Genomic DNA, 21,539 nt, shown 5'->3' with positions numbered 1-21,539 from the left:
GGCCCACGCCAGGGTGGGCACGGCTGCCCTGAGCTGACAGGTCGGGCCTGAACCATCAGGCTTGGCCGCAGCCTTGCGTACACGACTCCGGATGTTTCCCACCGGAGCGACGAGATGTGCCTTGGCGACGATCCGACCTGCGCTGCCTTCGCGGAGCACCGCCTGCGCTACAGGCGTGACATGCAGCCCGAGCGGCGGGCCTTCCTCAAGAGCGGGTTCGTGGCCTCGGGTGGCGCCGCCGCCCTGGCCGCCGGCGGGCTCTCCCTCGTGAGCCCGGCCCTGGCCGAGGTCGGAAAGGGCGCGAGGCCATCGGTGCATCACCACCTCCCCGCCACGGCCGAGACCGTGCACTGGGGCTATTTCAGCCGGAGCCTGACGCCGCAGGTCGAGATCGCGTCCGGCGACTACGTCACCATCGAGACCCTGACCCACCACGCCAACGACGACGCCGAACGCATGGTCACCGGGGATCCCGGCGCTGAGAGCGTGTTCCTCTGGACGAAGGAGCGCAAGGGCGTCGCCCGGCGCGGCGCCGGCCCCGACGATGCCAAGCTCGGTCCGGGCGGCGGCCTCGGCGTCCATATCTGCACCGGGCCGGTGGCGATCCGGGACGCCGAGCCCGGCGACGTCCTCGAAGTGCGCATCCTCGACGTGGCGCCGCGCCCCTCCGCCAACCCGAAATTCAAGGGCTCGACCTTCGGCAGCAACGCCGCCGCCTGGTGGGGCTACCATTACGGCGACATGCTGGAGGGCAAGAAGCGCGAGGTCATCACCATCTACGAGGTCGATGCCAGCGGCGACCGCGATTGGGCGAAAGCCGTCTACAGCTTCCCCTGGCCCGGTGTCACCGATCCGAACGGGATCCTGCACCCGACCATCGACTATCCGGGCCTTCCCGTCGACCATACCAAGACGACGCGCACCTTCGACGTGCTCAAGGGCATCCGCGTGCCGATCCGCCCGCATTTCGGCACCATGGGCCTCGCGCCGGCCGAGGCCGAGCGGGTGAACTCGATTCCACCGAGCTACACCGGCGGCAACATCGACAACTGGCGCATCGGCAAGGGCGCGACGATGTACTATCCCGTGGCCGTGCCGGGCGCCCTGTTCTCGGTGGGCGATCCCCATGCGAGCCAGGGCGATTCCGAACTCTGCGGCACGGCCATCGAGTGCTCGCTCACGGGCACGTTCCAGTTCATCCTGCACAAGAAACGGGATCTCGCCGGCACGTCGCTCGAAGCCCTCGACTTCCCGATGATCGAGACGAAGGACGAGTGGGTGCTGTCGGGCTTCAGCTACCCGAACTACCTGCGGGACCTCGGCCCCGACGCGCAGAACACGATCTTCCAGAAATCCTCCCTCGACCTCGCCATGCGCGACGCCTTCCGGAAGATGCGGTCGTTCCTCATGCACGCGAAGGGGCTGACCGAGGACGAGGCGATCTCGCTCATGTCCATCGCGGTGGATTTCGGGGTCACCCAGGTGGTGGACGGCAACTGGGGCGTCCACGCCATCGTCAAGAAGGCGCTCTTCGCGGAGCGGACGGCCTGACCGGCGTCAGGTCGCGGGGCCTTCGCGCGCCGCGACCGCCGTCATCACGGCCCGAAAGATCCGGTCGGGCGCGAACGGCGTCGCGGTGAGGCGTGCGCCCGTCGCGTCGCGGATGGCGTTGGCCAGCGCCGGGGCGACGGGGTTGTAGGGCGATTCGCTCATGGACTTGGCCCCGAGCGGCCCGATGCGGTCGTGGGTGTCGGCGAACAGCACTCGGGTGTCCGGCACGTCGGCGCAGGCCGGGATGTGGTAGTTGCGAAATGTCCGCGTGAGCACGCCGCCCGCGCCGTCGAAGCGGTAATCCTCGTAGAGGGCCGCGCCCAGCGCCTGGGCGACGCCGCCCTCGACCTGCCCCCGGCACTGCATCGGGTTGATCACAACCCCGGCATCCACGGCCTGGATGCTCGCGAGAATCCGCACCTCGCCGCTCACCGGATGCACGGCGACGCGGAACGCCTGGACGTTGAAGGCGACGGAGCGCGGCGAGCCGTCTGCCTCCCCCCGCGCCTCCAGGGGCGCCAGGGCCTGGAGCGGAACGGGACCGGTGGGGGTCTCCACAACCTCGCCCGACAGGCGGCAGGCCTCCGGTGCGACCCCCACCCGCTCGGCGGCCGCCTGCGTGAGGGCTTCGGCCAGGGCCGTCGCCGCGCGCAGATTGGCCTGACCCGCCACCACGATGCCGGTGCTGCCATACGCGCCGGTGTCGTGGAGGACGGCGTCGGTATCGGCCTGGATCAGGCGGATGCGGTCGGGCGTGGTGGCGAGGGCCTGGGCGGCGATCTGGGCGTGGACGGTGCTGGTGCCGTTGCCGAATTCCGCTGTGCCGACCGCCAGGGCGTAGCCGTCCCCGTCGAGGCGGATCCGCGCATGGGCGAAGTGGCCGCGCGGCGGGATCGTGTCGATCATCGCCATGGCCATGCCCTCGCCGACGCGCCAGTCCGGTCCGGGCGGGGGCAGGCCCGGGTCCTCGGTGAGGGCCGCCTGCGCGAGGTCGAGGCACTGGTCGAGGCCGTAGGAGCCATATGCGACGTCGTGGGGTTCGAGGCTGGTGGCGACCATCGGGTCGCCCGGGCGCACGGCGTTGCGCCGCCGCATGGCGAAGGGATCGAGGCCGAGGCCGCGCGCCAGCTCGTCCAGGGCCGATTCCACCGCGAAGATCGTCTGGCTGAGGCCGTAGCCGCGAAAGGCCCCCGCCGGCAGGGTGTTGGTGTAGACGCTGTATCCGTCCACCCGCTTGTTCGGGCAATTGTAGGCGGCGATGCACTCGTTGCAGCCGTGATGCAGCACGCCGCCGGCATGGTTGGCGTAGGCCCCGGTGTTGGACAGCACCGTCAGCTGGATCGCCGTGAGTGCGCCATCGGCCTTCGCCCCCATCTTCACCCGCACCCGCATGGGATGGCGCGTGGTTGTCGCCGTGAATTGTTCCTCGCGCGTCAGCTCCCACCGCACCGGCCGGCCGGTCTTCAGCACGGCGAGGGCGACGAGGTCCTCGGTCAGCATCTCCTGCTTGCCGCCGAAGCCGCCGCCGACGCGGCCACACAGGACGCGGACCCTGGATCGGTCGAGGGCGAACAGGGCAGAGAGGGCGTCGCGGGTGAGGAACGGAACCTGCGTCGAGGACCGCACCACGAGGCGGCCGTCCGCGTCGAGCCATCCCACGGCGCCGTGGGTCTCGAGATGGGCGTGCTGCACGCGCTGGGAGACGTACTCCGCTTCGTGGACGAGGTCGGCCAGGGCGAACCCCGCCGCGACGTCGCCGATGGCGCCGTGGGCCTCGGCCGCGAGGTTCGGATGGGGCAGAAGCGGCGGGGCATCCTCCCCCGCGGGAAGCGGGACTCGGTCCCCGGGGTCGTGCACCAGGGGCGCGTCCGGGTGGAGCGCCGCCTCCGGATCGAGGAGGGCCGGCCGCGTCTCGTAGGTGACGACGAGGGCCCGGACGCCCGCCTCCGCCGCGGCTTCGCTCTCGGCCACCACGGCGGCGACCCGCTGGCCGACGAAGCGCAGAACGGGATCGAGGATGAGGGTGTCGGGCGCGTCGTCGGCCGGGTTCTCGTGGCGGCCTGTCGAGAACCGGCGCGGCGGCACGTCTTCGTGGGTGAACACCGCCACCACACCCGGAACGGCGAGCGCCGCCTGCCGGTCGAGCGCCACGATGCGCGCATGGGCGTGCGGCGAGCGCAGCACCTTCAGGTGCAGCACCCCCGGCACCGCGAGGTCGAGGGTATAGGCGGCCGTGCCCGAGACGACGCCGCGGCTCGCCGGCGCGGAGAGGTTGCGGCCGACGGGGTCGAGGCAGGTGCCGGGGGCCTCGGCATGGCGAGTGCCCGCCACCGCGTCGCGGATGGCGCGGTAGCCGGTGCAGCGGCAGAGGTTGCCCTTCAGGGCCGTGCCGAGGTCCTGTCGCTGGCCCTGGTCCAGGGCCGCCGCCGTCATGATCATCCCGGGCGTGCAGAACCCGCACTGGAAGCCCTGCGCGTCGAGGAAGGCGTTCTGCATGGGGTGGAGGGCCGGTTCGCCGCCGGGCGCGCCGGGCCCGGCGAGGCCCTCGATGGTGGTGACGGCACGTCCCTCGGCCTTGTAGGCGGGCAGGAGGCAGGAATGCACCGGCTCACCGTCGAGATGCACGGTGCAGGCGCCGCAATCGCCGGCATCGCAGCCCTTCTTGACGCCGAACCAGCCGAGATCCCGCAGGAGGGTCCGCAGGCACTGACCGGGGCGCGGCGCGGCATCCTGTGCCTGCCCGTTGACGGTCAAGATCATCGGCTGAGCTCCTGCCGGATCTCCTCGGCGAGGAGCAGGGTGACGTGATGCCGCCAATCCGGCGCGCCGTGGACGTCGTCGTACCAGTCGGACCCGGGGATCGCCGCCACGATCCGCGCCCGCAAGTCCTGCGCGTCGGGCAACGCCGCGCAGGCGATCCGCACGGGGCGGCGCGTCGCCGCCGTCACCGTGAGGGCGAACGCCCCCGCCCGGTCCAGCGTCCCGATCAGCAGGGCTCCGGAGCGGCCGTTCGGGCTCAGGGCAATGCGGCGGAACGCCGTCCGCCGGGACAGCGCCGCCACCGGAAGGGCGACGCTGCGCAGGATCTCGCCGGGCCGCAGCGCCGTCCGCTCGGGGCCGAGGACGAAGTCGGCGACGGCGAGACGCCGCTCGCCCCCGCCCGGCGTGAGGATCGTGCAGACTCCCTCGAGGGCGACGGCGAGGGCGATCATCGGTCCGGCCGGCAGGGCCATGCAGAGGTTGCCACCGACGGTCGCCCGGTTCCAGATCTTGAACGAGCCGAGCAGCGCCCGGCAGCATTGCCCGACGAGGGGCGCGGCGACCCAGGCCGTGGGCAGCTCCAATCGGTCGAGCTCCGCGATGGTCCCCGTCGCCGACAGGGTCAGGCCGTCCTCCGAGGCCGTATGCGTCGGCCAGCCGAGGCCGGCGAGGTCGATCAGTCGGCTGAGGTGCGGTTGCGGCTGCGAGAACAGCCAGGTTCCCCCCGCGAGCCACGCATCGCCGTCCCGCCAGTCGGGCAGCGCGTCGGCCTGTCCCGGTGTGAGGATGGATGTGACGCCGTTGAGATCCATGGCTCGGTCCGCAAGCAAGACTCCGTCCACCTCCGGGGTGACCGCCCCGGAGCCGACCCTACGCCGCGAGGACCGTCGCGCCCGGCGCCGACGGGCGCCTGTCGCGTGCGCGGCGCGGCTTTGGCCAGATCAGGCGCCCGATCGCCAAGCCGAGGCGGCGACAGAACAGGGTGAGCCCCCAGCACCAGCCCAGGGCCAGCCAGACGGTCCGCACGAGTTCCATCAGGACGGCCCCGATCACCAGGGCGGCGCGGTCGAGGAGCTTGAGGACGGCCCGCGTCACGGGCCCCAGACCGTCCGCCAGGCGAACCGCGCGACCGATCTCGGCCGGGGAGCGCGCCAGGGACAGAACCTGCAGCACGCCGCGCGATCCCATCCGGGCCTGGAGGGCATAGGCCTGTCCGCCGAGGGCCGCCAGTTCGGCGACGGCGCCCGTGCGCAGGCCGGCCCGCGCGGCGGTGCGGGTGGCGGCGAGGTCGAACCGGCCGGCGGCCGCCACCATGGCGCGCACGGCCACCGGATCGACGCTCTCCCGCGCCAACCGCCCGAGGCTCGCGGCGAGGGGGCGCGACAGGCGCCCGGATCGGTGAGCCGCCTTGAGCAAGGTCGTGCCGCCACGGGCCACGGCGCCGAGGCCGCCCGCATAGGTCGCCGCCGTCGCCACCAGCCCGACGCTCGCCAGTCCGAGGACGAGGGAGTCGTACGGCTCGTCGCGCACGAGGTGGCCGCCTTCCCGGGCAAGGTCGCGCAGGTCGCCGAGGCCGGTGAGGTCGGCCGCGAAGGCCCCGGCGAGGCCGATGCCGCTGTCGACCTGCCCCGTGAGGGCGCCGTCGGCGAAGGCCCGCGCCGTGCGCAAGGGGGCGGCCTCCCACAGGGCCTCGACACGCCCGCGCCGCGCTGCGTCCACCGGGATGGCGCGCCCGTCGGCGAGGTCGAGGAAGCTCTGGGCGAGGGTGTCGTCCTGCGCCGCGACGGCGGCGTCGATCTCCTCGGCCAGGCGCTCGGGCGTCGCCACGGGTTCGAGGCGCAGGCGCGCGAGGGCCGGCGGATCGTCGGCCGCCCGCAGGAGCCGCCAGGCCAGATGGGCCCGCGGCAGGAGTTCCGCCCCGCTGCCCGCCAGGAGCAGGCCCGCCAGGACGAGGCCGCCCCAGGCGAGAATCGGTTTCCTGTCCATCCTCGGCCCACCCGAACGCGTTCCGGGAAGCCGGCCCCGGAACGCCGCCCCGGTCAAGAGCGAGCGCCCCGGGCCGTTCGCCTCAGTGCTGCAGGATCTTCGAGAGGAAGTTCTGCGCCCGCTCCGAGCGGGCGTGGCCGAAGAAGTCGTCCTTCGTGGCGTCCTCGACGATCTCGCCCTTGTCCATGAAGATCACCCGATTGGCGACCTTGCGGGCGAAGCCCATCTCGTGGGTGACGCACATCATGGTCATGCCCTCGCGGGCGAGCTGGACCATGACGTCGAGGACCTCGCCGACCATCTCGGGATCGAGCGCCGAGGTCGGTTCGTCGAACAGCATCACGATGGGGTTCATGGCGAGCGCCCGGGCGATGGCCACGCGCTGCTGCTGGCCGCCCGAGAGCTGGCCGGGAAACTTCTTGGCGTGGGCCGAGAGGCCGACGCGGTCGAGGAGGGTCATGCCGCTGTCGAGGGCGGCCCCCCGGTCGCGCCCGAGCACCATGACCTGGGCGAGCGTGAGGTTCTCGGCGATGGACAGGTGGGGAAACAGCTCGAAGTGCTGGAACACCATCCCGACCCGGGCCCGGAGTTTCGGCAGGTTGGTGCGTTTGTCGCGCACGGGGGTGCCGTCCACCACCACCTGGCCCTCCTGGAACGGCTCCAGGGCGTTGACGCATTTGATGAGGGTCGATTTGCCCGAGCCCGACGGTCCGCAGACGACGACGACCTCGCCCTTGTTCACCGACGTGGTGCAGTTGGTCAGGACCTTGAAGTCCCCGTACCACTTGCTGACGTTGGTCATGGCGATCATCGGGCCGGTGGGTTCGGCGGGGGCCGACGAGGTGTTCAGGGGGGCGCGCATGGGGCGATCCTCGATGGAAGACGGGTTGGGGGCGGTCAGCGGATGATGGCGATTTTCTTCTGGAGCTGGCGCACCGCCATGGAGGCCACGAAGCACACCGCGAAGTAGACGACCGCCGCGAAGAGATACATCTCCACGAGGCGCCCATCGCGCTGGGCGACCTTCGAGGCTGCGCCCAGGAAGTCGGTGATCGAGAGCACGTAGACGAGCGACGTATCCTGGAAGAGCACGATGGTCTGGGTGAGCAGAATCGGGGTCATGTTGCGGAAGACCTGGGGCAGGATCACCGTCCGCATGGAGGTCCAATAGGTCATGCCGAGCGCTTGTGCCGCCGCCGCCTGGCCCTTGGGGATCGACTGGATGCCCGCGCGCATGATCTCCGAGAAGTAGGCCGCCTCGAACAGGGTGAAGGTCACGAGCGATGACGTGAAGGCGCCCACCGTCATCGGGCGGTCGGCCCCCGTCACCCATTGGCCGAGATACGGCACGAGGAAGTAGAACCAGAAGATCACCAGCACGAGGGGCAGGGAGCGGAACAGGTTGACGTAGGTCTTGGCCACGAGCGGGATCACCGGGAGCCCCGAGAGCCGCATCATCGCGATGAGGGTGCCGAGCGCGATGCCACCCAAGGCGGCGAGCGCCGTCAGGGTCAGGGTGAAGCGCATGCCCTCGAAGAAGAGGTACGGCAGGGAGCTGGTGATGACGGAAAAGTCGAAATTGGCGAGCATGAGAGGTGACCTCTGAAGGGGCTAAGGCGGGGCTTGCACCCTCAGCGGCTGCCCGGAATGGCGACGCGGCGCTCGATCCAGGACGAGATGAAGATCACCACGACGTTGATGATCACGTAGAGGATCGTGGCGGCGGTGAAGGCCTCGAACACCTGGAAGGAGAATTCCTGCATGGCGCGGGCGCGGGCCGTGAGCTCCAGGAGGCCGATGGTCAGGGCCACGGACGTGTTCTTGAGGTTGTTCAGGAATTCGGAGGTCAGGGGCGGCAGGATGATGCGGTAGGCGTTGGGCAGGAGCACGTGGCGGTAGGTCTGGCCCACGGTGAGGCCGAGCGCCGTGCCGGCCATCTTCTGGCCCCTCGGCAGGGACTGGATGCCGGCGCGGACCTGCTCGGCGACGCGCGAGGCGGTGAAGAACCCGAGGCACACCACGGCGGTGTAGAACGGCGCGTTGGGCAGCTGCTTGAGCCAGGAGCCCCATTGCTCGGGCAGCACCTCGGGCAGGACGAAGTACCAGAGGAACATCTGCACCAGGAGCGGGATGTTGCGGAACAACTCGACATAGGTCGTGCCGACGGCGTTGGCGGCCCGGTTCGGCAGGGTCCGCATCACGCCGACGAGGGACCCGAGGAGGAACGCGATGACCCAGGAGCAGAGTGCCGTGACGATGGTCCAGGTCAGGCCGGACAGCAGCATGTCCGCGTAGGTGCCGGTCCCCTCCGGCGACGCCTCGAAGAAGATGCCCCAGTTCCAGTTGTAGTTCATCGCATCGTCTTCCTTGTGGGCGGGGCGGTCGTGGCCCCATCGATCGCGTCGGTCGGGTCGCCGGATGGTCTCGCGGATACGGTTCCGTACATCGCCCAAGGGGCGCGCGCGACGCGGGACGATGTTTCCGGGAGTGTGCTGCTGGCGACGGCGGAAGTCTCGGCGGGGCCCGGATGTGACCGGGCCGATTCGCTAAGCATCAAACGGACCAAAGCGTGACCGTTGCCGCAGGACGTGCGTCCACGGCCGGCACGCCCGGCGCTCGCTTCACTGGTGTCCCGCATTGCGTTCGCATCGATCCCCGTCGGCCTTGCTACAAGCACATGGCAGTATCGCTTCGCGCACAGCCTTGCCGACTTCCGCGAGGGCGACAAGGGTTCGTGCGGCGCTCCCGCCTACGCTGGTTGTGGACGGCGACGGGATGTCACTGCGCGGTCGTTCGTGGTCAGGGGCCGAACGTCTGCCGATGCATCGGCGCGGAACGGAAGGGGCCACCGAGCCGACTCAAGCATTCGCGATTATCAGACGTCGAACACAAGCTTTCGTGAGCGATCGAAAAAATGAATCGCCCCGTGAAACCTTGAGAAGGGCGGGACCGTAACCTCGGAGACTTGGAGAAATCCCTCGCTGCAGAAGGATCGCCCGATGCGTCTCGTCGCCCTGTCCCTCGCCCTGTCGCCCCTCGTCCCCTTGTTCCCCATGGCCGCCGCCGCACAGGATCAGGTTCGGCCGCCTTCCGCCCCCTCCCGGCCGGCGGAGGCGACGAGCGACGAGAGGGCCGCCGAGATCAGAAACATGATCAGGCTCGGCCAGCTCCGGCAGCAGGCGGTGGAGGCGCGCAACACCCGCATCTGGAAGCGTTGGGACTACGCGGTCTGCCTCGGCTGCGGCCCGATCCCGAAGGGGCTCCGGATCGTCTATACGACGCCGTCCCGCGTCCTCGCGGGGTTCCTGGCGGCCGACGACGACGCCATGCGGGCATCGCAGCAGATCTGACGGCCTGCCCGGTCAGGTCAGGGCCCGCGCCGCGAAGGCGCTCGCCAGCATGCCGAACACGTAGAGGGGCACCCCGAAGCCGCTGTACCACAGGGCCCGCTCCGTCGGCTTCGCCAGGAAGTGGCGCATCATCGCGATCTGCCCGGCGAGGAACGCCGCGACGATGCCCGCTTCCACCGGGCGACCCCAAGCGAGGAGCAAGCCGATCACCGCCGCCTGCGGCACGGCCATGACCCAGCACGCGACCCGCGCGGCCCGCGCGGGCCCGAGGCTCGCCGGAAGGGAGCGGATGCCCATCTGCCGGTCGCCGGCGATCGACTTGAAGTCGTTGAGGGTCATGATCCCGTGGGCGCCGGCGCTGTAGAGAGCGGCGAGGATCAGGGAGGGGGCCGGCGGCAGGGCGCCGCCGAGCATCGCCGCCGCGCCCGTCACCCACGCCAGACCCTCGTAGCAGAGCCCGCAGGCGGCGTTGCCCCACCAACCGTTCCGCTTCAGCCGCAGGGGCGGCGCGCTGTAGGCCCAGGCGAGCGCCAGCCCGAGGAGGGCGGCGAGGAACACCCAGAGCCCGAGGGCCGCCGCCACGGCGAGCGACACGCCGGTCCAGGCGCACGCGATGGCGAGGCCCCAACGGCCGGGGATACGGCCCGAGGGGATCGGCCGGTGCGGTTCGTTGATGGCGTCGACCTCCCGGTCGAACCAGTCGTTGACCGCCTGACTCGTGGCGCAGACCAGGGGGCCGGCCAGCAGAATCCCCGTGAGGGCGACGCCCCAGTGGCCCGCCAGGGGAACGCCCGAGGCGACGACGCCGCAGCCGAAGGCCCACATGGGCGGGAACCACGTCACCGGCTTGAGCAGTTCCAGCACCGCCGCCGGGGCCGGCGTGCCGGGATGGAGGCGTGTCCCGTTCATGCATCCCCCAACCCGCGCGCCGCCTTCCGAAGGCTAACGGAAGCTCCGGCGGTTTGGTAGGGCGGCGAAGCGAACGGAAGCGGCCGGTTCGGGCCGCCCGGCTGTTCGTTTTAAGGAATGATCTTCCCCTGGCCCGCCCCTATCCCGTATGCATTATGCCATTGGAGTCCGAGGCTTCACCCTGACGGCGCGGAGCTTCCGTTCCAGCCTTGTCCGTTTTAAAGGACGGCCCTAGTCTCGCTGCCGATGGGCGGAGTTGGGAAGGCCGGATGATGTCGAAGGAGTTCCCGCACCCCGTCGCCGTGATCGGCGCGGGCTTCAGCGGCACCATGAGCGCGATCCAGCTCCTGTCGCGCCTGGAGCCTGAGCGGCGCGTGCTCCTGTGCGAGCGCGCGGGGACGTTCGGCCGGGGGCGGGCCTATGCCACCGTCAACCCGGACCATCTCCTCAACGTCCGGGCGACGAATATGAGCGCCTATCCCGACCGGCCGGAGCATTTTTCGGAGTGGCTCGACACGACGGCCTTCGACAGGGCCGAGGCGTCCGGGATCCGCGTCACGCCGGGCGGCACCTTCGCGGCGCGCGGGCTCTATGGCCGCTACCTCACGGAGCTTCTCACCCGCGCGGTCACCGGCGGCGACGGCCCGCCGCGCCTCGACCTCGTCCACGACGCCGTCACCGATCTCGAGCCGGGGCCGGGCGGCTTCACCCTGCGCACGGAGGGTGGGGCGTCCTATCCGATCGCGGGCGCCGTCCTCGCCATGGGCAATCTCGGGGCCCCGGGGGCACCGCGCAGCCGGCATCAGGCCGATCCGTGGTCGCCCGACAGCTTCGGGCGCCTCCATCCGGACCGGCCGGTCCTCATCGTCGGCACCGGCCTGACCATGGTGGATGCCGTGGCGGCCCTGCGGCGCCACGGGTTCTCCGGGCCGATCGTCGCCCTGTCCCGGCGCGGCCTTCTGCCCAGCGCTCACGCACCGGTCCAGCCCTGGCCGATGCCGGATCTTTCCGGCGCGACGACGCTGTCCGCCCTCACCACCCGCATCCGGCGCGAGATCGACCGGGCGGCGGTGGCGGGAATCGGTTGGCGCGGCGTCATCGACGCCCTGCGGCCGGTCACCGACACCCTGTGGCGCGCCCTGCCCGCGCCCGAGAAGGATCGCTTCCTGCGCCATCTGCGGCCGTTCTGGGACGTCCATCGCCACCGCGCGGCCCCGCCGGCGGCCGAGGCCATCGCCGACGAGATCGCCCGGGGCACCCTGACGGTGCGGGCCGGGCGCATCCGCGCCATCGCCGACACGGCGGGCGAGGCCCGCGTGACCCTGCGCCCGCGCGGGGCGGCCGGGGACGAGACCCTCGCCGTCCAGTGCATCCTCGACGCCACCGGCATCGGGCGGGTGGTGGAAACCGACGATCCCCTGATCCGCCGGCTCATGGCGCGGGGCCTCGTGCGGCCGGGGCCGTTCGGCCTCGGTCTCGACGCCGCCCCCGATCTCAGGGCGCTCGGGCCGGTGGAGGCCGGCCCGCTCTGGGTGGTCGGGCCGCTCCTGCGCGGCGTCCTGTGGGAATGCACGGCGGTGCCCGACATCCGCAATCAGGCCGCCGGTCTCGCGCAGGCCGCGGCGCGCACGCTCTCCGACCCGACCTGACGGGCGCCCGCCGGGCATCGTCCTTGCCCAGGCGGGCGGAGTCTGTGACGATCCGGGCCTCACGGCGTCACGGCGGCCCCCGGGCGTCGGGATCGCCCGGGGCCGCTCCCGCGCCCGTCGCCCCTCTCGCCCGTTGCGGATTCGATGCTCACCCTCGTGCTTCTCGTGGCCCTGCTCGTCGTCCTCGTCCTGATGGTGGTGCGGCGGCGCCATCTCGGGCGCCTCGCCTCCCTGGCGACGCTGCTGGCGGCGATGCTCGGCCTGATCGTGATGCAGGACAGCGGCCTCCTTCCGACGAAGCCCGTCCCCTCCCCGTCGGCCCGCCCGTGAGGCGTCCCGCCGCGGTCCCGCGCGATCGGCCCGCGGATCGTGCGGGACCGTTCGCACGACTTGTGCGTTCACAGCACGGTGAGGGATCGGACGGTGCCGGAACGGCGCGATCCGGTCCGGACTCGTGAGCGCGGTCCGACGGGCGGCACGGGCGTGCGGGACGCCGGCCTTCGGGGCGGGGCTCCTCCCCGCGCGCCGTGCCGGACGTACGAGGGTGGACAATCGCCCGGCCTTTCGGGCACGGGCGTGGGACATGCATGGTCCCGTTCGCGGGGGAACTTGAGGGAGCGGATGATGGCCAAGATCTTGTTGGTGGAAGACCATGAGGAAATCTGGGACTTCCTGTCCCGCCGGCTGAAGCGGCGCGGCTACGACGTCATCCTGGCCCATGACGGCGAGGCCGGCGTTCAGCAGGCCCGCACCGCCCGGCCCGACGTGATCCTCCTCGACATGAACCTGCCGATCCTCGACGGCTGGTCCGCCGCGCGGGTCCTCAAATCGGGCAGCGACACCCAGGGCATCCCGATCATCGCGCTCACCGCGCACGCCATGTCGGGCGACCGCGACAAGGCGATCCAGGCGGGGTGCAACGACTATCACCCCAAGCCCGTCGATTTCTCCAAGCTCCTGACTCAGATCAACGCCGCCGTCGGCCCTCAGGCGCCGGCCGTCGCCTGATCGGCCCGTCCGTCGCTCCCGCCCTGTCGAGACCGTAAGCGTACCCATGAGCGACGATCCCATCACCGCCCGCCTCCTCCGGCAGGCGATGCCGGTCTTCACGACCCTGGCATCCTGCCTGCTCGTCATCACCATCGCGGCGGCGCTCTATCTCGGCCGCGACATCTTCGTGCCGGTGACGCTCGCCATCCTGCTCAGCTTCGTCCTGGTGCCGGCGGTCCGTCTCCTGCGGCGCCTGCGCCTGCCGCGCGCTTTGGCGGTGATGCTGGTGGTGATCGCCGCCTTCGGGGCCCTGCTCGGCATCGCGCTTCTCATCGCCAACGAGACGGCGCAGCTTGCCGCCGACCTGCCGCGCTATCAGGTGACGATGAAGGAGAAGATCGCCTCTCTGAAGGAGGCGACCGCCGGGAGCGGCACCCTCACGCGGGTGATCGACATGGTGCAGGACATCGGCGCGCAGCTTCAGCCGGAGACGAAGGACATCGTCGCGGAGGCTCCAAAAGCCGGAAGCCTCGACCATCCGCTTCATGTTCAGATCGCGGCGGCGAAGGCCGGATTGCTCGGGACCCTGGGCGCCGTCGTGGCCCCCATCCTGCACCCCCTGGCCACCACCGGCCTGATCCTCATCTTCACGATCTTCATCCTCCTGCAGCGGGAGGACCTGCGCAACCGGGCCATCCGCCTGGCCGGTTCGGGCGACCTGCGCCGGACCACGGCCGCCATCGACGACGCGGTGAGCCGCCTCAGCCGCTTCTTCCTCGCCCAGCTCTGCCTCAACATCGCCTTCGGCGTCGTCATCGGCCTCGGCCTGTGGTGGATCGGCGTGCCGAACCCCATCCTGTTCGGCGTGCTCGCCGCCATCATGCGCTTCGTGCCCTACGTGGGCGCAGCCATCAGCGCGCTCCTGCCCCTCGTGGTGGCGGCGGCGGTGGATCCGGGCTGGACCATGGTCATCGCCACGGCGGCCCTATTCCTCGTGGTCGAGCCCATCGCCGGCCACGTCGTCGAGCCGCTGCTGTACGGCCATTCCACCGGTCTCTCGCCCATCGCGGTGATCCTGGCGGCGACCCTCTGGGCCTTCCTGTGGGGACCCATCGGCCTCGTGCTGGCCACCCCCATCACCGTCTGCCTCGTGGTGCTGGGGCGCCACATCGAACGCCTGTGGTTCCTCGACGTGATCCTGGGCGACCAGCCGGCCCTGTCGCCGCCGGAGATCTTCTATCAGCGCATGCTGGCGAGCGATCCGGCCGAAGCCATCGACCAGGGCGAACTGTTCCTCAAGGCCCGCGCCCTGGTGACCTACTACGACGAGGTGGTGCTCGCCGGCCTCCTCATGGCGCAGGACGATCTTGCCCGCGGCGCCCTCGACCGCGAGCGTCAGGGCGAGGTCGGCGCCTCGTTGCGGACCGTGGTGACGCGTCTCGGCACCCGGCCCGTGCGCCGGGCGAAGAGCGGCCGTGCCAAGACCGGCAACCGCGAGACCTCGGCGGCGGTGGCCGCCGTCGGACCCGACCGTCAGGTCGCCGCCATCGTGCGCACCCCGGCCGACCTCGCGCCAGGATGGCGCGGTCCCTGCCCCGTCCTGTGCGTGTCGAGCCGCGGTCCATTCGACGAGGCCGCTACCCTGATGCTGAGCCAGATCCTCGGTCAGCACGGTCTTGCCGCGCAGGTCGTCTCCATGGCGGCCCTGCGTCAGGGCGAGCGCCCCGCCGTCGTGGAGGGCATCGCCATGGTGTGCTTCTCCTATCTCGAGCCCGTGAGCCTGTCGCAGATCCGCCTCAACGTCCGCCAGGCCCGCCAGGCAATCCCGGGCGTGAAGGTTCTCGTCGGCTTCTGGCGCGAGCGCGATCCCTCGACCTTGGAGCGCCTACGTCGGACGGTCTCGGCCGACGTGCTGGTGACGTCCCTGAACGGGGCCCTGGACGCGGCCCTGCGGTTCTCGGAGCGCAAGGCGGACATGGTCGAGGTGCCGGCGCCGGCGGGGCCACTCCTGGTGGGTTCGGCCGTTCCGGCTTGAAGCAGGGGGCGAGAACCTGACCCTCCCCCCTCTGCGGGGGAGGGTGCCTGCGGAGCAGGCGGGAGAGAGGGCGACCTCTCCAGATTTGGCTCTCCCCTCATCCGACCCGCTTCGCGGGCAACCTTCTCCCGCAGAGGGGAGAAGGGATGCGCGCGGGCCTTACGCTCGACCTGAATTTGAGAACATGCCCATTCTATCGGCCTTTGCTTCCATCGCCTCTCCTCCGTGAGGTCCCGGCGGTCCGTGTCGTGGCTGAGAGCCGGGACCCTGGGGGGCCTTTGAGACAGCGGATAATCCGCCCACGAGGAGGCGGGCTCAGGGCGTCGCATTCGGACGGACGGCATCGTTTTGTCCATTGCACGCGATGCAAATTCTCAGAAGCAGCTGTCCGTGCACGGCGTAAAACCTCCCAAGCCAAAACCGTCCGGAAAAGCTCGCCAATATCTCATTCGGATTCCCCAATTTCCACATATACGACCTGCAATAATTATAGTCTTCGCTATATTTAACTTCGCACAATTCGCGTAATTTCGAGCTTTTGCGCTATCAAAGCCAAAATTTTCAAGAATTTTGCTTGCTTCTCTTGGCCGAAGATCGATGATAATTTCATTGGTATAGGAAGCTGTGATGGTCCTTGGCTTCATCGCTTCTTTATCGCATCGTGAATTTCTATCAGGGCAGTCAAATGATACGAGATATCTCTGGCCATTAAAATTGGACGCTATAAAAATCGCTCCCCGATCTGTGGAATAAGACTTCGCTCCGAGCGACAATTCTGCTTCAATAATACTCATTCTCATGTGCAGAGAACCAAATGGCGTTCTGATTTCTTGTGCTAAATTGGGCAACGTGGAAACAAGAAGGCTTCCAACGGTCAAGGCTGTTAGTGACAGGGCGTTCATGAGCGTCCCAAGGTATCAAATAGTATGCGATCAAATCTATACGTTGCTTGTAAGATTTCTAAACCGGTCCTCTTTTCAAGATTCGCCGCCGTATTACTGATTTTGTGATGTTCGATTGATCGCTTAGATACACGGCAAAGGAGGAGGCCGTGTGAAACGACAGAGGCGTAAGAGACGCTTCTATCATTCGGTTGCGATCGAGTTATCACACGGTCTCCCTCCTCGACCGGCCTCCGCACGATCGAACGGATTGGGTTTCACCCCGCGCCCGAACTGGCGGCGGGGGCATACCGGTATATGCGAGAGCATTTTTTGCCGAAGTGAATACCGGTTCGGCGAAAAATAAATCGCAGGACGCGCTTCAGCGCCCTCACCCCCCCGGCGCCACGAGCGAGCGAAGCGCCTCCGACAGGTCGTTGAGGCTGAGGCGGCCCTTCTGCAGCACCCGGTCGGCCTGACCCGCGAGGCGGCGGCGGTCCTCGGCGGTGACGTCCTTGGCGGTGAGCACCACCACGGGGATGTCGCGCCATTCCGCCTTGGCCCGCAGGGCCCGGAGGAAGCCGAAGCCGTCCATCTCCGGCATCATCAGGTCGAGGAGGATGAGGCAGGGTTTCTTCGCCGCCGTCGCCTCGAGTCCGGCCACACCGTTCTCGGCTGAGGCCACCCGCCAGCCCTCGCGGATCAGCATCGCCGCCATGCGCTCGCGAGCATCCGGATCGTCGTCGATGATGAGCACCGGCCCTTCCGTCTCCGAGGGCTTGAACCGCTCCATGGCGGTCTTCAGCTGCCCCCATTCGATGGGCTTCTGGAGGTAGTCCGTGGCCCCGAGGGAGAAGGCGAGGTTCTGCTCGTCGAGAACCGTCACCATGATGATCGGCGTGGCACCGAGCTCCGGGTCGGCCCGCAGGGTGCGCAGCACCGACCAGCCGTCCATGCGCGGCATCGTCACGTCGAGGAGGATCACCCGGGGCCGCAGGGTGCGGGCGCGCTCGACGCCCTCGCGCCCGTCGCTCGCCGTCGCCACGGTGAAGCCGTCCCGCTCGAGGAAGCGCGCGAGGAGGTCGCGGGTGGAGGGATCGTCGTCGATGATGAGGACCTGGCCGCCCGAGGCCATGTCGGGCAGGGGCAGGCGGCTCGCCGCATGCGCGCCGGCATGGCCGATGGCCTCCAGGGGCGAGGTGCTGACGTAGCGGGCCGGCACCCGCAGGGTGAAGGTGGTGCCGACGCCCTCCTGGCTCGTCACCTCGATGGCGCCACCCAGCATGTCGGCGAAGGCGCGGGTGATGGCGAGACCCAGGCCCGTGCCGCCGAAGCGACGCGTCGTCGAGGCATCGGCCTGGGTGAAGCGCTGGAACAGCTTGGCCTGCTGATCGGGATTCATGCCGATGCCGGTGTCGCTGACGCTGAAGGTCAGCCAGCCGGCCCCGCTCGCCTCGCTGCGCGTCACCGAGAGGGTGATCCGGCCGCCTTCCGTGAATTTCGCCGCGTTGCTCAGGAGGTTGATGAGGCACTGGCGCAGCTTGGTCTGGTCGGTGTTCGCGTCGCCGAGATCGTCGCCGATCTCGAGCGCGAGGGTGTTGCCCTTCTTGTCGACGAGGGTCTCGACGGTGGAGGCGACGTCGTGCACGATCTCGGCGACGGAGAAGGTCTCGGCGTAGATCTCCATCCGCTCGGCCTCGATCTTGGAGAGGTCGAGGACGTCGTTGATGAGCCCGAGGAGGTGGCGGGCGTTCGCCTCGATCTTGCGCATGTCGACGAGGAGGCTCTCCTCGCCGAGATCCTCGATCTCCTCCTGCAGCATCTCCGAATAGCCGATCACCGCCGAGAGGGGGGTGCGCAGCTCGTGGCTCATGTTGGCCAGGAACTGACTTTTCGCCCGGTTGGCCTCCTCGGCGGCCTCCTTGGCGGCGGCGAGCGCCAGTTCCGCCTCCTTGCGCGCGGTGATGTCAGTATGAGCACCGACCCATTCGCGGATGCTGCCGTTCTCCTCCAGGATCGGCACGGCGCGGGCGGCCATGAAGCGCCACATCCCGTCGTGGCGGCGGATGCGGTGCTCGATCTCGTAGGGCGACAGGGTCTCGACCGCCTGGTTCCAGGCCGCCATGGTCCGGTCGCGGTCCTCGGGGAAGATCGCCTCGATGAAGCCGTGGCCGGCCGCCTCCTTGGCGGTCTGGCCGGTGAAGCGGGTCCATTCGGAGGGCGCGGTCTCGAAGCCGCCGTCGGGGGTGGTGGTCCAGACGATGGAGGCCGTGGCTTCCGTCAGCGACCGGAAGCGCTCCTCGCTGTGGCGCATCCGCTCCTCGGAGAGCTTGCGCAGGGTCTCGTCGGAGACGACGAGGCCGACGCCCTCGGCCTGGGCGCCCGTCGGCCCGCCGCCGCCCCGGAGCGGATAGAAGCTCATGAGGAAGTGGCGCACCCCGCGCGGCGCGCTCGGCGTCGGGACGGCGACGTCGACGTTGGTGGTGACGAGGCCCTCGTCGCGGGCGGCGCGCAGCTTGGGCATCAGCTGTTCCCGCAACGTCGGAACGGCGGACCAGATCGGCGCTCCGAGATCGGCGCCGAAGCCGCGCTCGTTCATGGTGGCGAGCGCCCGGTTCATGTGGCGGATCTGCAGGTCGCGGTCGAGGAAGCCGAGGCCGACGGGGGCATTGGCGAACACGCCGTCGAGGAGGACGGCCATCCGCTGCTCCTCGCGCCGCCGCACGAGGGCGAGGCGGGCGAGGAGACCCACGGCGCCCAGGGCCGAGAGGATGGAGATGAGGAGCAGGGCGATGGACCAGGCCCGGTCCTGCCCCTCGACCTCGGCCAGGGTCTCGTTGGCGTGGTCCTGAAGCACCTTCGTGGCGGCGCGGACCCCGTCCATGGTGCGCTTGCCCTCACCGGTCCGCGCCAGGGTCACGGCGGCGTCGTAGCCCTCGTTCCGGCGGGCGGCGATGACGCGGGCAGCAAAGCCGCGCTTGGCGTCGACGAAGGCGCGCAGGCGTCCGGGGCCGGGCCCGGGGAAATCCCGGGTCATGGCCTCGAGGGCGTCGAGCTGTCCGCCGATGGTCGCCTCGGCGGCCTGATAGGGTTCGAGGTATTCCTCGGCGCCGAACAGCATGAAGCCGCGCATGCCGGTCTCGAGCTCGACCATGTTGGCGAGCAGGCGATCGCCCAGGGTGAGGATGGCGTGCTGGCGCGCGGCCTCGACCCGTCCCCGCTCGCCCACCCAGTAATTCGCGACGCCCGCTATCACGGCGATGGCGATGAGCACGAGGGCGACGGGGGAACTCGGCAGGCCGGCGAGGAGACGCGGCTCGCGCCGGCCGCCGGCCGAACGCGAAGGGGAGGCTGTGGTCATCGTGCGGCCTGGACTGGAGATCGAGGAAGAGGGCGGTGACGCGCGGAGCCCGAAGGTCGGCCTTGGCCGAACGCGTCAGCGCCGGAGGCGGTTGCCGAGGATGAAGCCGAACAGGCCCATGAGGATGATGCCCGCAGCGCCCTCGATGCCCACGAGGAGGTTGGTGAAGCGCCCGATCGGCTTGATGCCGATCTCGGGCGGGTTGGCCGTCATCATGTTGAGGGCGCTGTAGCTCACGAGATCGAGGACGTTGTAGGTCGGGCTGCCGTCGCCGCCTTCGCGCACGAGGCCGCCGGCGACGCCGTAGAGGGCTGCGAACAGGGCGATGACGAGAACGAACGCCCGCGCGATCCGCGACAGGCTCTCTCCGTAATCGCACAGCCACTCGACGAAGCGGTCGGCGACCCACTGGTAGCCGTGGCGGGCGAGGTCCCGGCCGGCCCTGGCCTTCCAGGCCGCGCGGGCTTCGGTGCCCGCCTGGAGCCGGCCCATGCGGCGGCCGCGCTTGTACGCCCAGCTCGCCTCGTCATGGGCGCCGATGCTCTTGAAGTTCTGCTCGAGGGCGAGGTAGCTCGCCTGGGCGGCCTTGTACTCGCCGGCGATCTCCTCCCCCACGGCCCCGCCGAGCTGCTCCGCCCGCATCCGCGTGCCGTTGAGCCAGGCCCCGGCGAAGCGCACGTGGCGCAGGGAACAGGTCGAGAGGTTGAGCCGCACCAGGCTGGTTTCGGAGAAATCGGCGTGGTCGAGATTCGCTCCGTCGAGCTTGACCCCGGTGAAATTCGCGCCGCGCAGGCGCGAACCCGTGAGGTTGGCCTTCTTCAGGCTGGCGCCTTCGAAATCCGCATAGGTGAGATTGACGTTGCCGAGCTTGGCCTCGTCGAGGTGGGCGCCGCGAAACACCGTGTAGTCCGCATCCGCCCCCGTGAGGTCGGCGCCCCATAGGTCGGTGCCGGTGAAGTCCGCGCCGTCGAGGAGGGTGCGGCGCAGCTTGGCGAACCGCATGGAGGCCTGCCCGAAGCGCGCATCCTCCAGCATGGCCTCGTCGAAATTCGCCTCGCCGCCCGCGATGGCGGTGAAATGGGCGCCACTGAGATCGGCGCCACCGAGATCCGCCTCTTCCAGGACCGCTCCGTCGAAGCGCGCGGAGCGGCCGAGGGCGCCGGAGAGCTGCGCGCCCGCGAGGTGAGCGCCCGACAGGTCCGTCTCTTCCAGCATCGCGTCGCGCAGGTCGGCGCCTGTGAGCCGCAGGCCGTCCTGCCCACCGTCCCACCAGTCCGGCACCGCACCGGATTCGTGGACGAATCCGGTGGCCGAGCGACCGAGCCGAAGACCGCGCAGATCGATGCCCCGACCCTCGAAGTGCCGGGAGGAGCCACTTGCCCCCTCGGGGGTTTGCCGGAGGCCTTCGATCCGGGCGAGCAGGGCCGTGGCCCGCGGATCGGCGTCGGGCAGGAGATCGGCGCCCGGGTCCATCCCCGCGAGGGGCGCGCGGGGAATGCCGGATTGATCCGTCAAGGCAGGCCTCTTTCGTTCCGGACGAGCGTCCAGGGGGCGGTCCGCGGCCGCGTGCCGGCGGGACTCAAGTCTCCGGCGGTGTTCACGCAGGTCGAACCCGTGTCAAACCGGAGCGGCGTCGCGCCCCCTCCCCTGCCCATTCGCACTCATGTCTGGGCGCACGGACCACGAGCCGAACCAGTCCGCTCGCCATGTGGAGGTCCGTTTGCGAGCGAATTCAGGGGTTTGGGGCGGGCTGTCTTGGACCTGTCGCAAAAAATGCGCGTGGCGGTTATTTCGCGGTTGACGGTGGGCGGGGCGGCCTCTAGAAGCCTGTTCATCGGCGGCGGCCAGCGGGTCTTACGGGACTTGGCGGGGCGGTTTGCCGGTCATCTTGGAGATTTAGCGGATGGATGATCCGGCTTTGGCTGGATGGTCCACTGTTTTTGTCTCTTGGATGTTGTTCTGTCGGTTGGGTGGTTTGGCGGGTTCGCTGGATTGTCCGGGTTGACAGGGCGGCGACGGGGCTCTAGACGCTCCGAACCGCTGGGGCGGCCCACCGATGGTGGGTTC

General features: G+C 69.8%; 16 protein-coding genes. 6 read left to right on the top strand and 10 right to left on the bottom strand.

Annotated elements, in window-relative coordinates; genetic code table 11:
* The first annotated feature begins 114 nt into the window (after positions 1-114).
* Positions 115-1,551: an acetamidase/formamidase family protein gene (locus tag MFF01_RS17225; protein ID WP_238227311.1), complete on the top strand. Its 1,437-nt coding sequence runs from the start codon at positions 115-117 to the stop codon at positions 1,549-1,551.
* A gap of 6 nt (positions 1,552-1,557) precedes the next feature.
* On the opposite strand, the gene MFF01_RS17220 is transcribed toward MFF01_RS17225, so the two are convergent.
* From MFF01_RS17220 to MFF01_RS17195, 6 genes are all read right to left on the bottom strand, one after another.
* Positions 1,558-4,311: a molybdopterin-dependent oxidoreductase gene (locus MFF01_RS17220; RefSeq protein ID WP_238227310.1), complete on the bottom strand. Its 2,754-nt coding sequence runs from the start codon at positions 4,309-4,311 to the stop codon at positions 1,558-1,560.
* The gene (locus MFF01_RS17215) at positions 4,308-5,123 is read right to left on the bottom strand and encodes an FAD binding domain-containing protein (RefSeq protein ID WP_238227309.1); all 816 of its coding nucleotides are present in this window, start codon (positions 5,121-5,123) and stop codon (positions 4,308-4,310) included. The genes MFF01_RS17220 and MFF01_RS17215 overlap by 4 nt, the downstream gene beginning before the upstream one ends.
* Before the next feature lie 58 nt (positions 5,124-5,181).
* A complete protein-coding gene (locus MFF01_RS17210) occupies positions 5,182-6,297 on the bottom strand; it encodes a hypothetical protein (protein WP_238227308.1) in 1,116 nt (371 codons plus the stop codon).
* An 82-nt stretch (positions 6,298-6,379) separates the two neighbouring features.
* A complete protein-coding gene (locus MFF01_RS17205) occupies positions 6,380-7,108 on the bottom strand; it encodes an amino acid ABC transporter ATP-binding protein (protein WP_238227352.1) in 729 nt (242 codons plus the stop codon).
* An 86-nt stretch (positions 7,109-7,194) separates the two neighbouring features.
* Positions 7,195-7,887, bottom strand: a complete 693-nt coding sequence (locus MFF01_RS17200) for an ABC transporter permease subunit (RefSeq protein ID WP_238227306.1) — start codon at positions 7,885-7,887, stop codon at positions 7,195-7,197.
* A gap of 41 nt (positions 7,888-7,928) precedes the next feature.
* Positions 7,929-8,651: an amino acid ABC transporter permease gene (locus tag MFF01_RS17195; RefSeq protein ID WP_238227304.1), complete on the bottom strand. Its 723-nt coding sequence runs from the start codon at positions 8,649-8,651 to the stop codon at positions 7,929-7,931.
* Between the two features lie 645 nt (positions 8,652-9,296).
* Here MFF01_RS17195 and MFF01_RS17190 point away from each other — a divergent pair.
* Entirely contained in the window at positions 9,297-9,647 is a 351-nt protein-coding gene (locus MFF01_RS17190) for a hypothetical protein (protein ID WP_238227302.1), read from the top strand.
* Positions 9,648-9,659: 12 nt separating this feature from the next.
* On the opposite strand, the gene chlG is transcribed toward MFF01_RS17190, so the two are convergent.
* Positions 9,660-10,556 (bottom strand): chlorophyll synthase ChlG, encoded by an 897-nt coding sequence (chlG, locus tag MFF01_RS17185; protein WP_238227301.1) that lies wholly within the window; start codon positions 10,554-10,556, stop codon positions 9,660-9,662.
* Between the two features lie 269 nt (positions 10,557-10,825).
* On the opposite strand from chlG, the gene MFF01_RS17180 reads away from it, so the two are divergent.
* The 4 genes from MFF01_RS17180 to MFF01_RS17165 all read left to right on the top strand — a co-directional run bounded on the left by MFF01_RS17180 (position 10,826) and on the right by MFF01_RS17165 (position 15,230).
* A complete protein-coding gene (locus MFF01_RS17180; protein WP_238227299.1) occupies positions 10,826-12,205 on the top strand; it encodes an FAD/NAD(P)-binding protein in 1,380 nt (459 codons plus the stop codon).
* Between the two features lie 144 nt (positions 12,206-12,349).
* A complete protein-coding gene (locus MFF01_RS17175) occupies positions 12,350-12,535 on the top strand; it encodes a hypothetical protein (RefSeq protein WP_238227297.1) in 186 nt (61 codons plus the stop codon).
* Between the two features lie 294 nt (positions 12,536-12,829).
* Positions 12,830-13,213 carry a response regulator gene (locus MFF01_RS17170; protein ID WP_238227296.1) on the top strand — a complete coding sequence of 128 codons (384 nt, stop codon included), beginning with the start codon at positions 12,830-12,832 and terminating at the stop codon, positions 13,211-13,213.
* Positions 13,214-13,259: 46 nt separating this feature from the next.
* A complete protein-coding gene (locus MFF01_RS17165; protein WP_238227295.1) occupies positions 13,260-15,230 on the top strand; it encodes an AI-2E family transporter in 1,971 nt (656 codons plus the stop codon).
* A 374-nt stretch (positions 15,231-15,604) separates the two neighbouring features.
* Here MFF01_RS17165 and MFF01_RS17160 read toward each other — a convergent pair whose 3' ends face one another.
* The 3 genes from MFF01_RS17160 to MFF01_RS17150 form a co-directional block, all read right to left on the bottom strand.
* Complete coding sequence (locus MFF01_RS17160) at positions 15,605-16,132, bottom strand: hypothetical protein (RefSeq protein ID WP_238227293.1); 528 nt, start codon at positions 16,130-16,132, stop codon at positions 15,605-15,607.
* A gap of 370 nt (positions 16,133-16,502) precedes the next feature.
* Positions 16,503-19,472, bottom strand: a complete 2,970-nt coding sequence (locus MFF01_RS17155) for a response regulator (protein ID WP_238227291.1) — start codon at positions 19,470-19,472, stop codon at positions 16,503-16,505.
* 75 nt (positions 19,473-19,547) lie between these two features.
* Positions 19,548-20,987 carry a pentapeptide repeat-containing protein gene (locus MFF01_RS17150; protein WP_238227289.1) on the bottom strand — a complete coding sequence of 480 codons (1,440 nt, stop codon included), beginning with the start codon at positions 20,985-20,987 and terminating at the stop codon, positions 19,548-19,550.
* Positions 20,988-21,539: the final 552 nt, after the last annotated feature.

The organism is Methylobacterium adhaesivum (genome assembly GCF_022179065.1).
Taxonomy (GTDB): domain Bacteria; phylum Pseudomonadota; class Alphaproteobacteria; order Rhizobiales; family Beijerinckiaceae; genus Methylobacterium; species Methylobacterium adhaesivum.
Note: the sequence above shows the minus strand (reverse complement) of the source record. Positions and strands in the feature narration are given on the sequence as shown.

Coding starts and splice junctions, on each gene's coding strand:
- MFF01_RS17200 (WP_238227306.1), bottom strand. CDS start 7,887: ATGCTCGCCAATTTCGACTTTTCCGTCATCACCAGCTCCCTGCCGTAC.
- MFF01_RS17155 (WP_238227291.1), bottom strand. CDS start 19,472: ATGACCACAGCCTCCCCTTCGCGTTCGGCCGGCGGCCGGCGCGAGCCG.
- MFF01_RS17175 (WP_238227297.1), top strand. CDS start 12,350: ATGCTCACCCTCGTGCTTCTCGTGGCCCTGCTCGTCGTCCTCGTCCTG.
- MFF01_RS17205 (WP_238227352.1), bottom strand. CDS start 7,108: ATGATCGCCATGACCAACGTCAGCAAGTGGTACGGGGACTTCAAGGTC.
- MFF01_RS17225 (WP_238227311.1), top strand. CDS start 115: ATGTGCCTTGGCGACGATCCGACCTGCGCTGCCTTCGCGGAGCACCGC.
- MFF01_RS17180 (WP_238227299.1), top strand. CDS start 10,826: ATGATGTCGAAGGAGTTCCCGCACCCCGTCGCCGTGATCGGCGCGGGC.
- MFF01_RS17195 (WP_238227304.1), bottom strand. CDS start 8,651: ATGAACTACAACTGGAACTGGGGCATCTTCTTCGAGGCGTCGCCGGAG.
- MFF01_RS17220 (WP_238227310.1), bottom strand. CDS start 4,311: ATGATCTTGACCGTCAACGGGCAGGCACAGGATGCCGCGCCGCGCCCC.
- chlG (WP_238227301.1), bottom strand. CDS start 10,556: ATGAACGGGACACGCCTCCATCCCGGCACGCCGGCCCCGGCGGCGGTG.
- MFF01_RS17165 (WP_238227295.1), top strand. CDS start 13,260: ATGAGCGACGATCCCATCACCGCCCGCCTCCTCCGGCAGGCGATGCCG.
- MFF01_RS17215 (WP_238227309.1), bottom strand. CDS start 5,123: ATGGATCTCAACGGCGTCACATCCATCCTCACACCGGGACAGGCCGAC.
- MFF01_RS17170 (WP_238227296.1), top strand. CDS start 12,830: ATGGCCAAGATCTTGTTGGTGGAAGACCATGAGGAAATCTGGGACTTC.
- MFF01_RS17210 (WP_238227308.1), bottom strand. CDS start 6,297: ATGGACAGGAAACCGATTCTCGCCTGGGGCGGCCTCGTCCTGGCGGGC.
- MFF01_RS17190 (WP_238227302.1), top strand. CDS start 9,297: ATGCGTCTCGTCGCCCTGTCCCTCGCCCTGTCGCCCCTCGTCCCCTTG.
- MFF01_RS17160 (WP_238227293.1), bottom strand. CDS start 16,132: ATGAACGCCCTGTCACTAACAGCCTTGACCGTTGGAAGCCTTCTTGTT.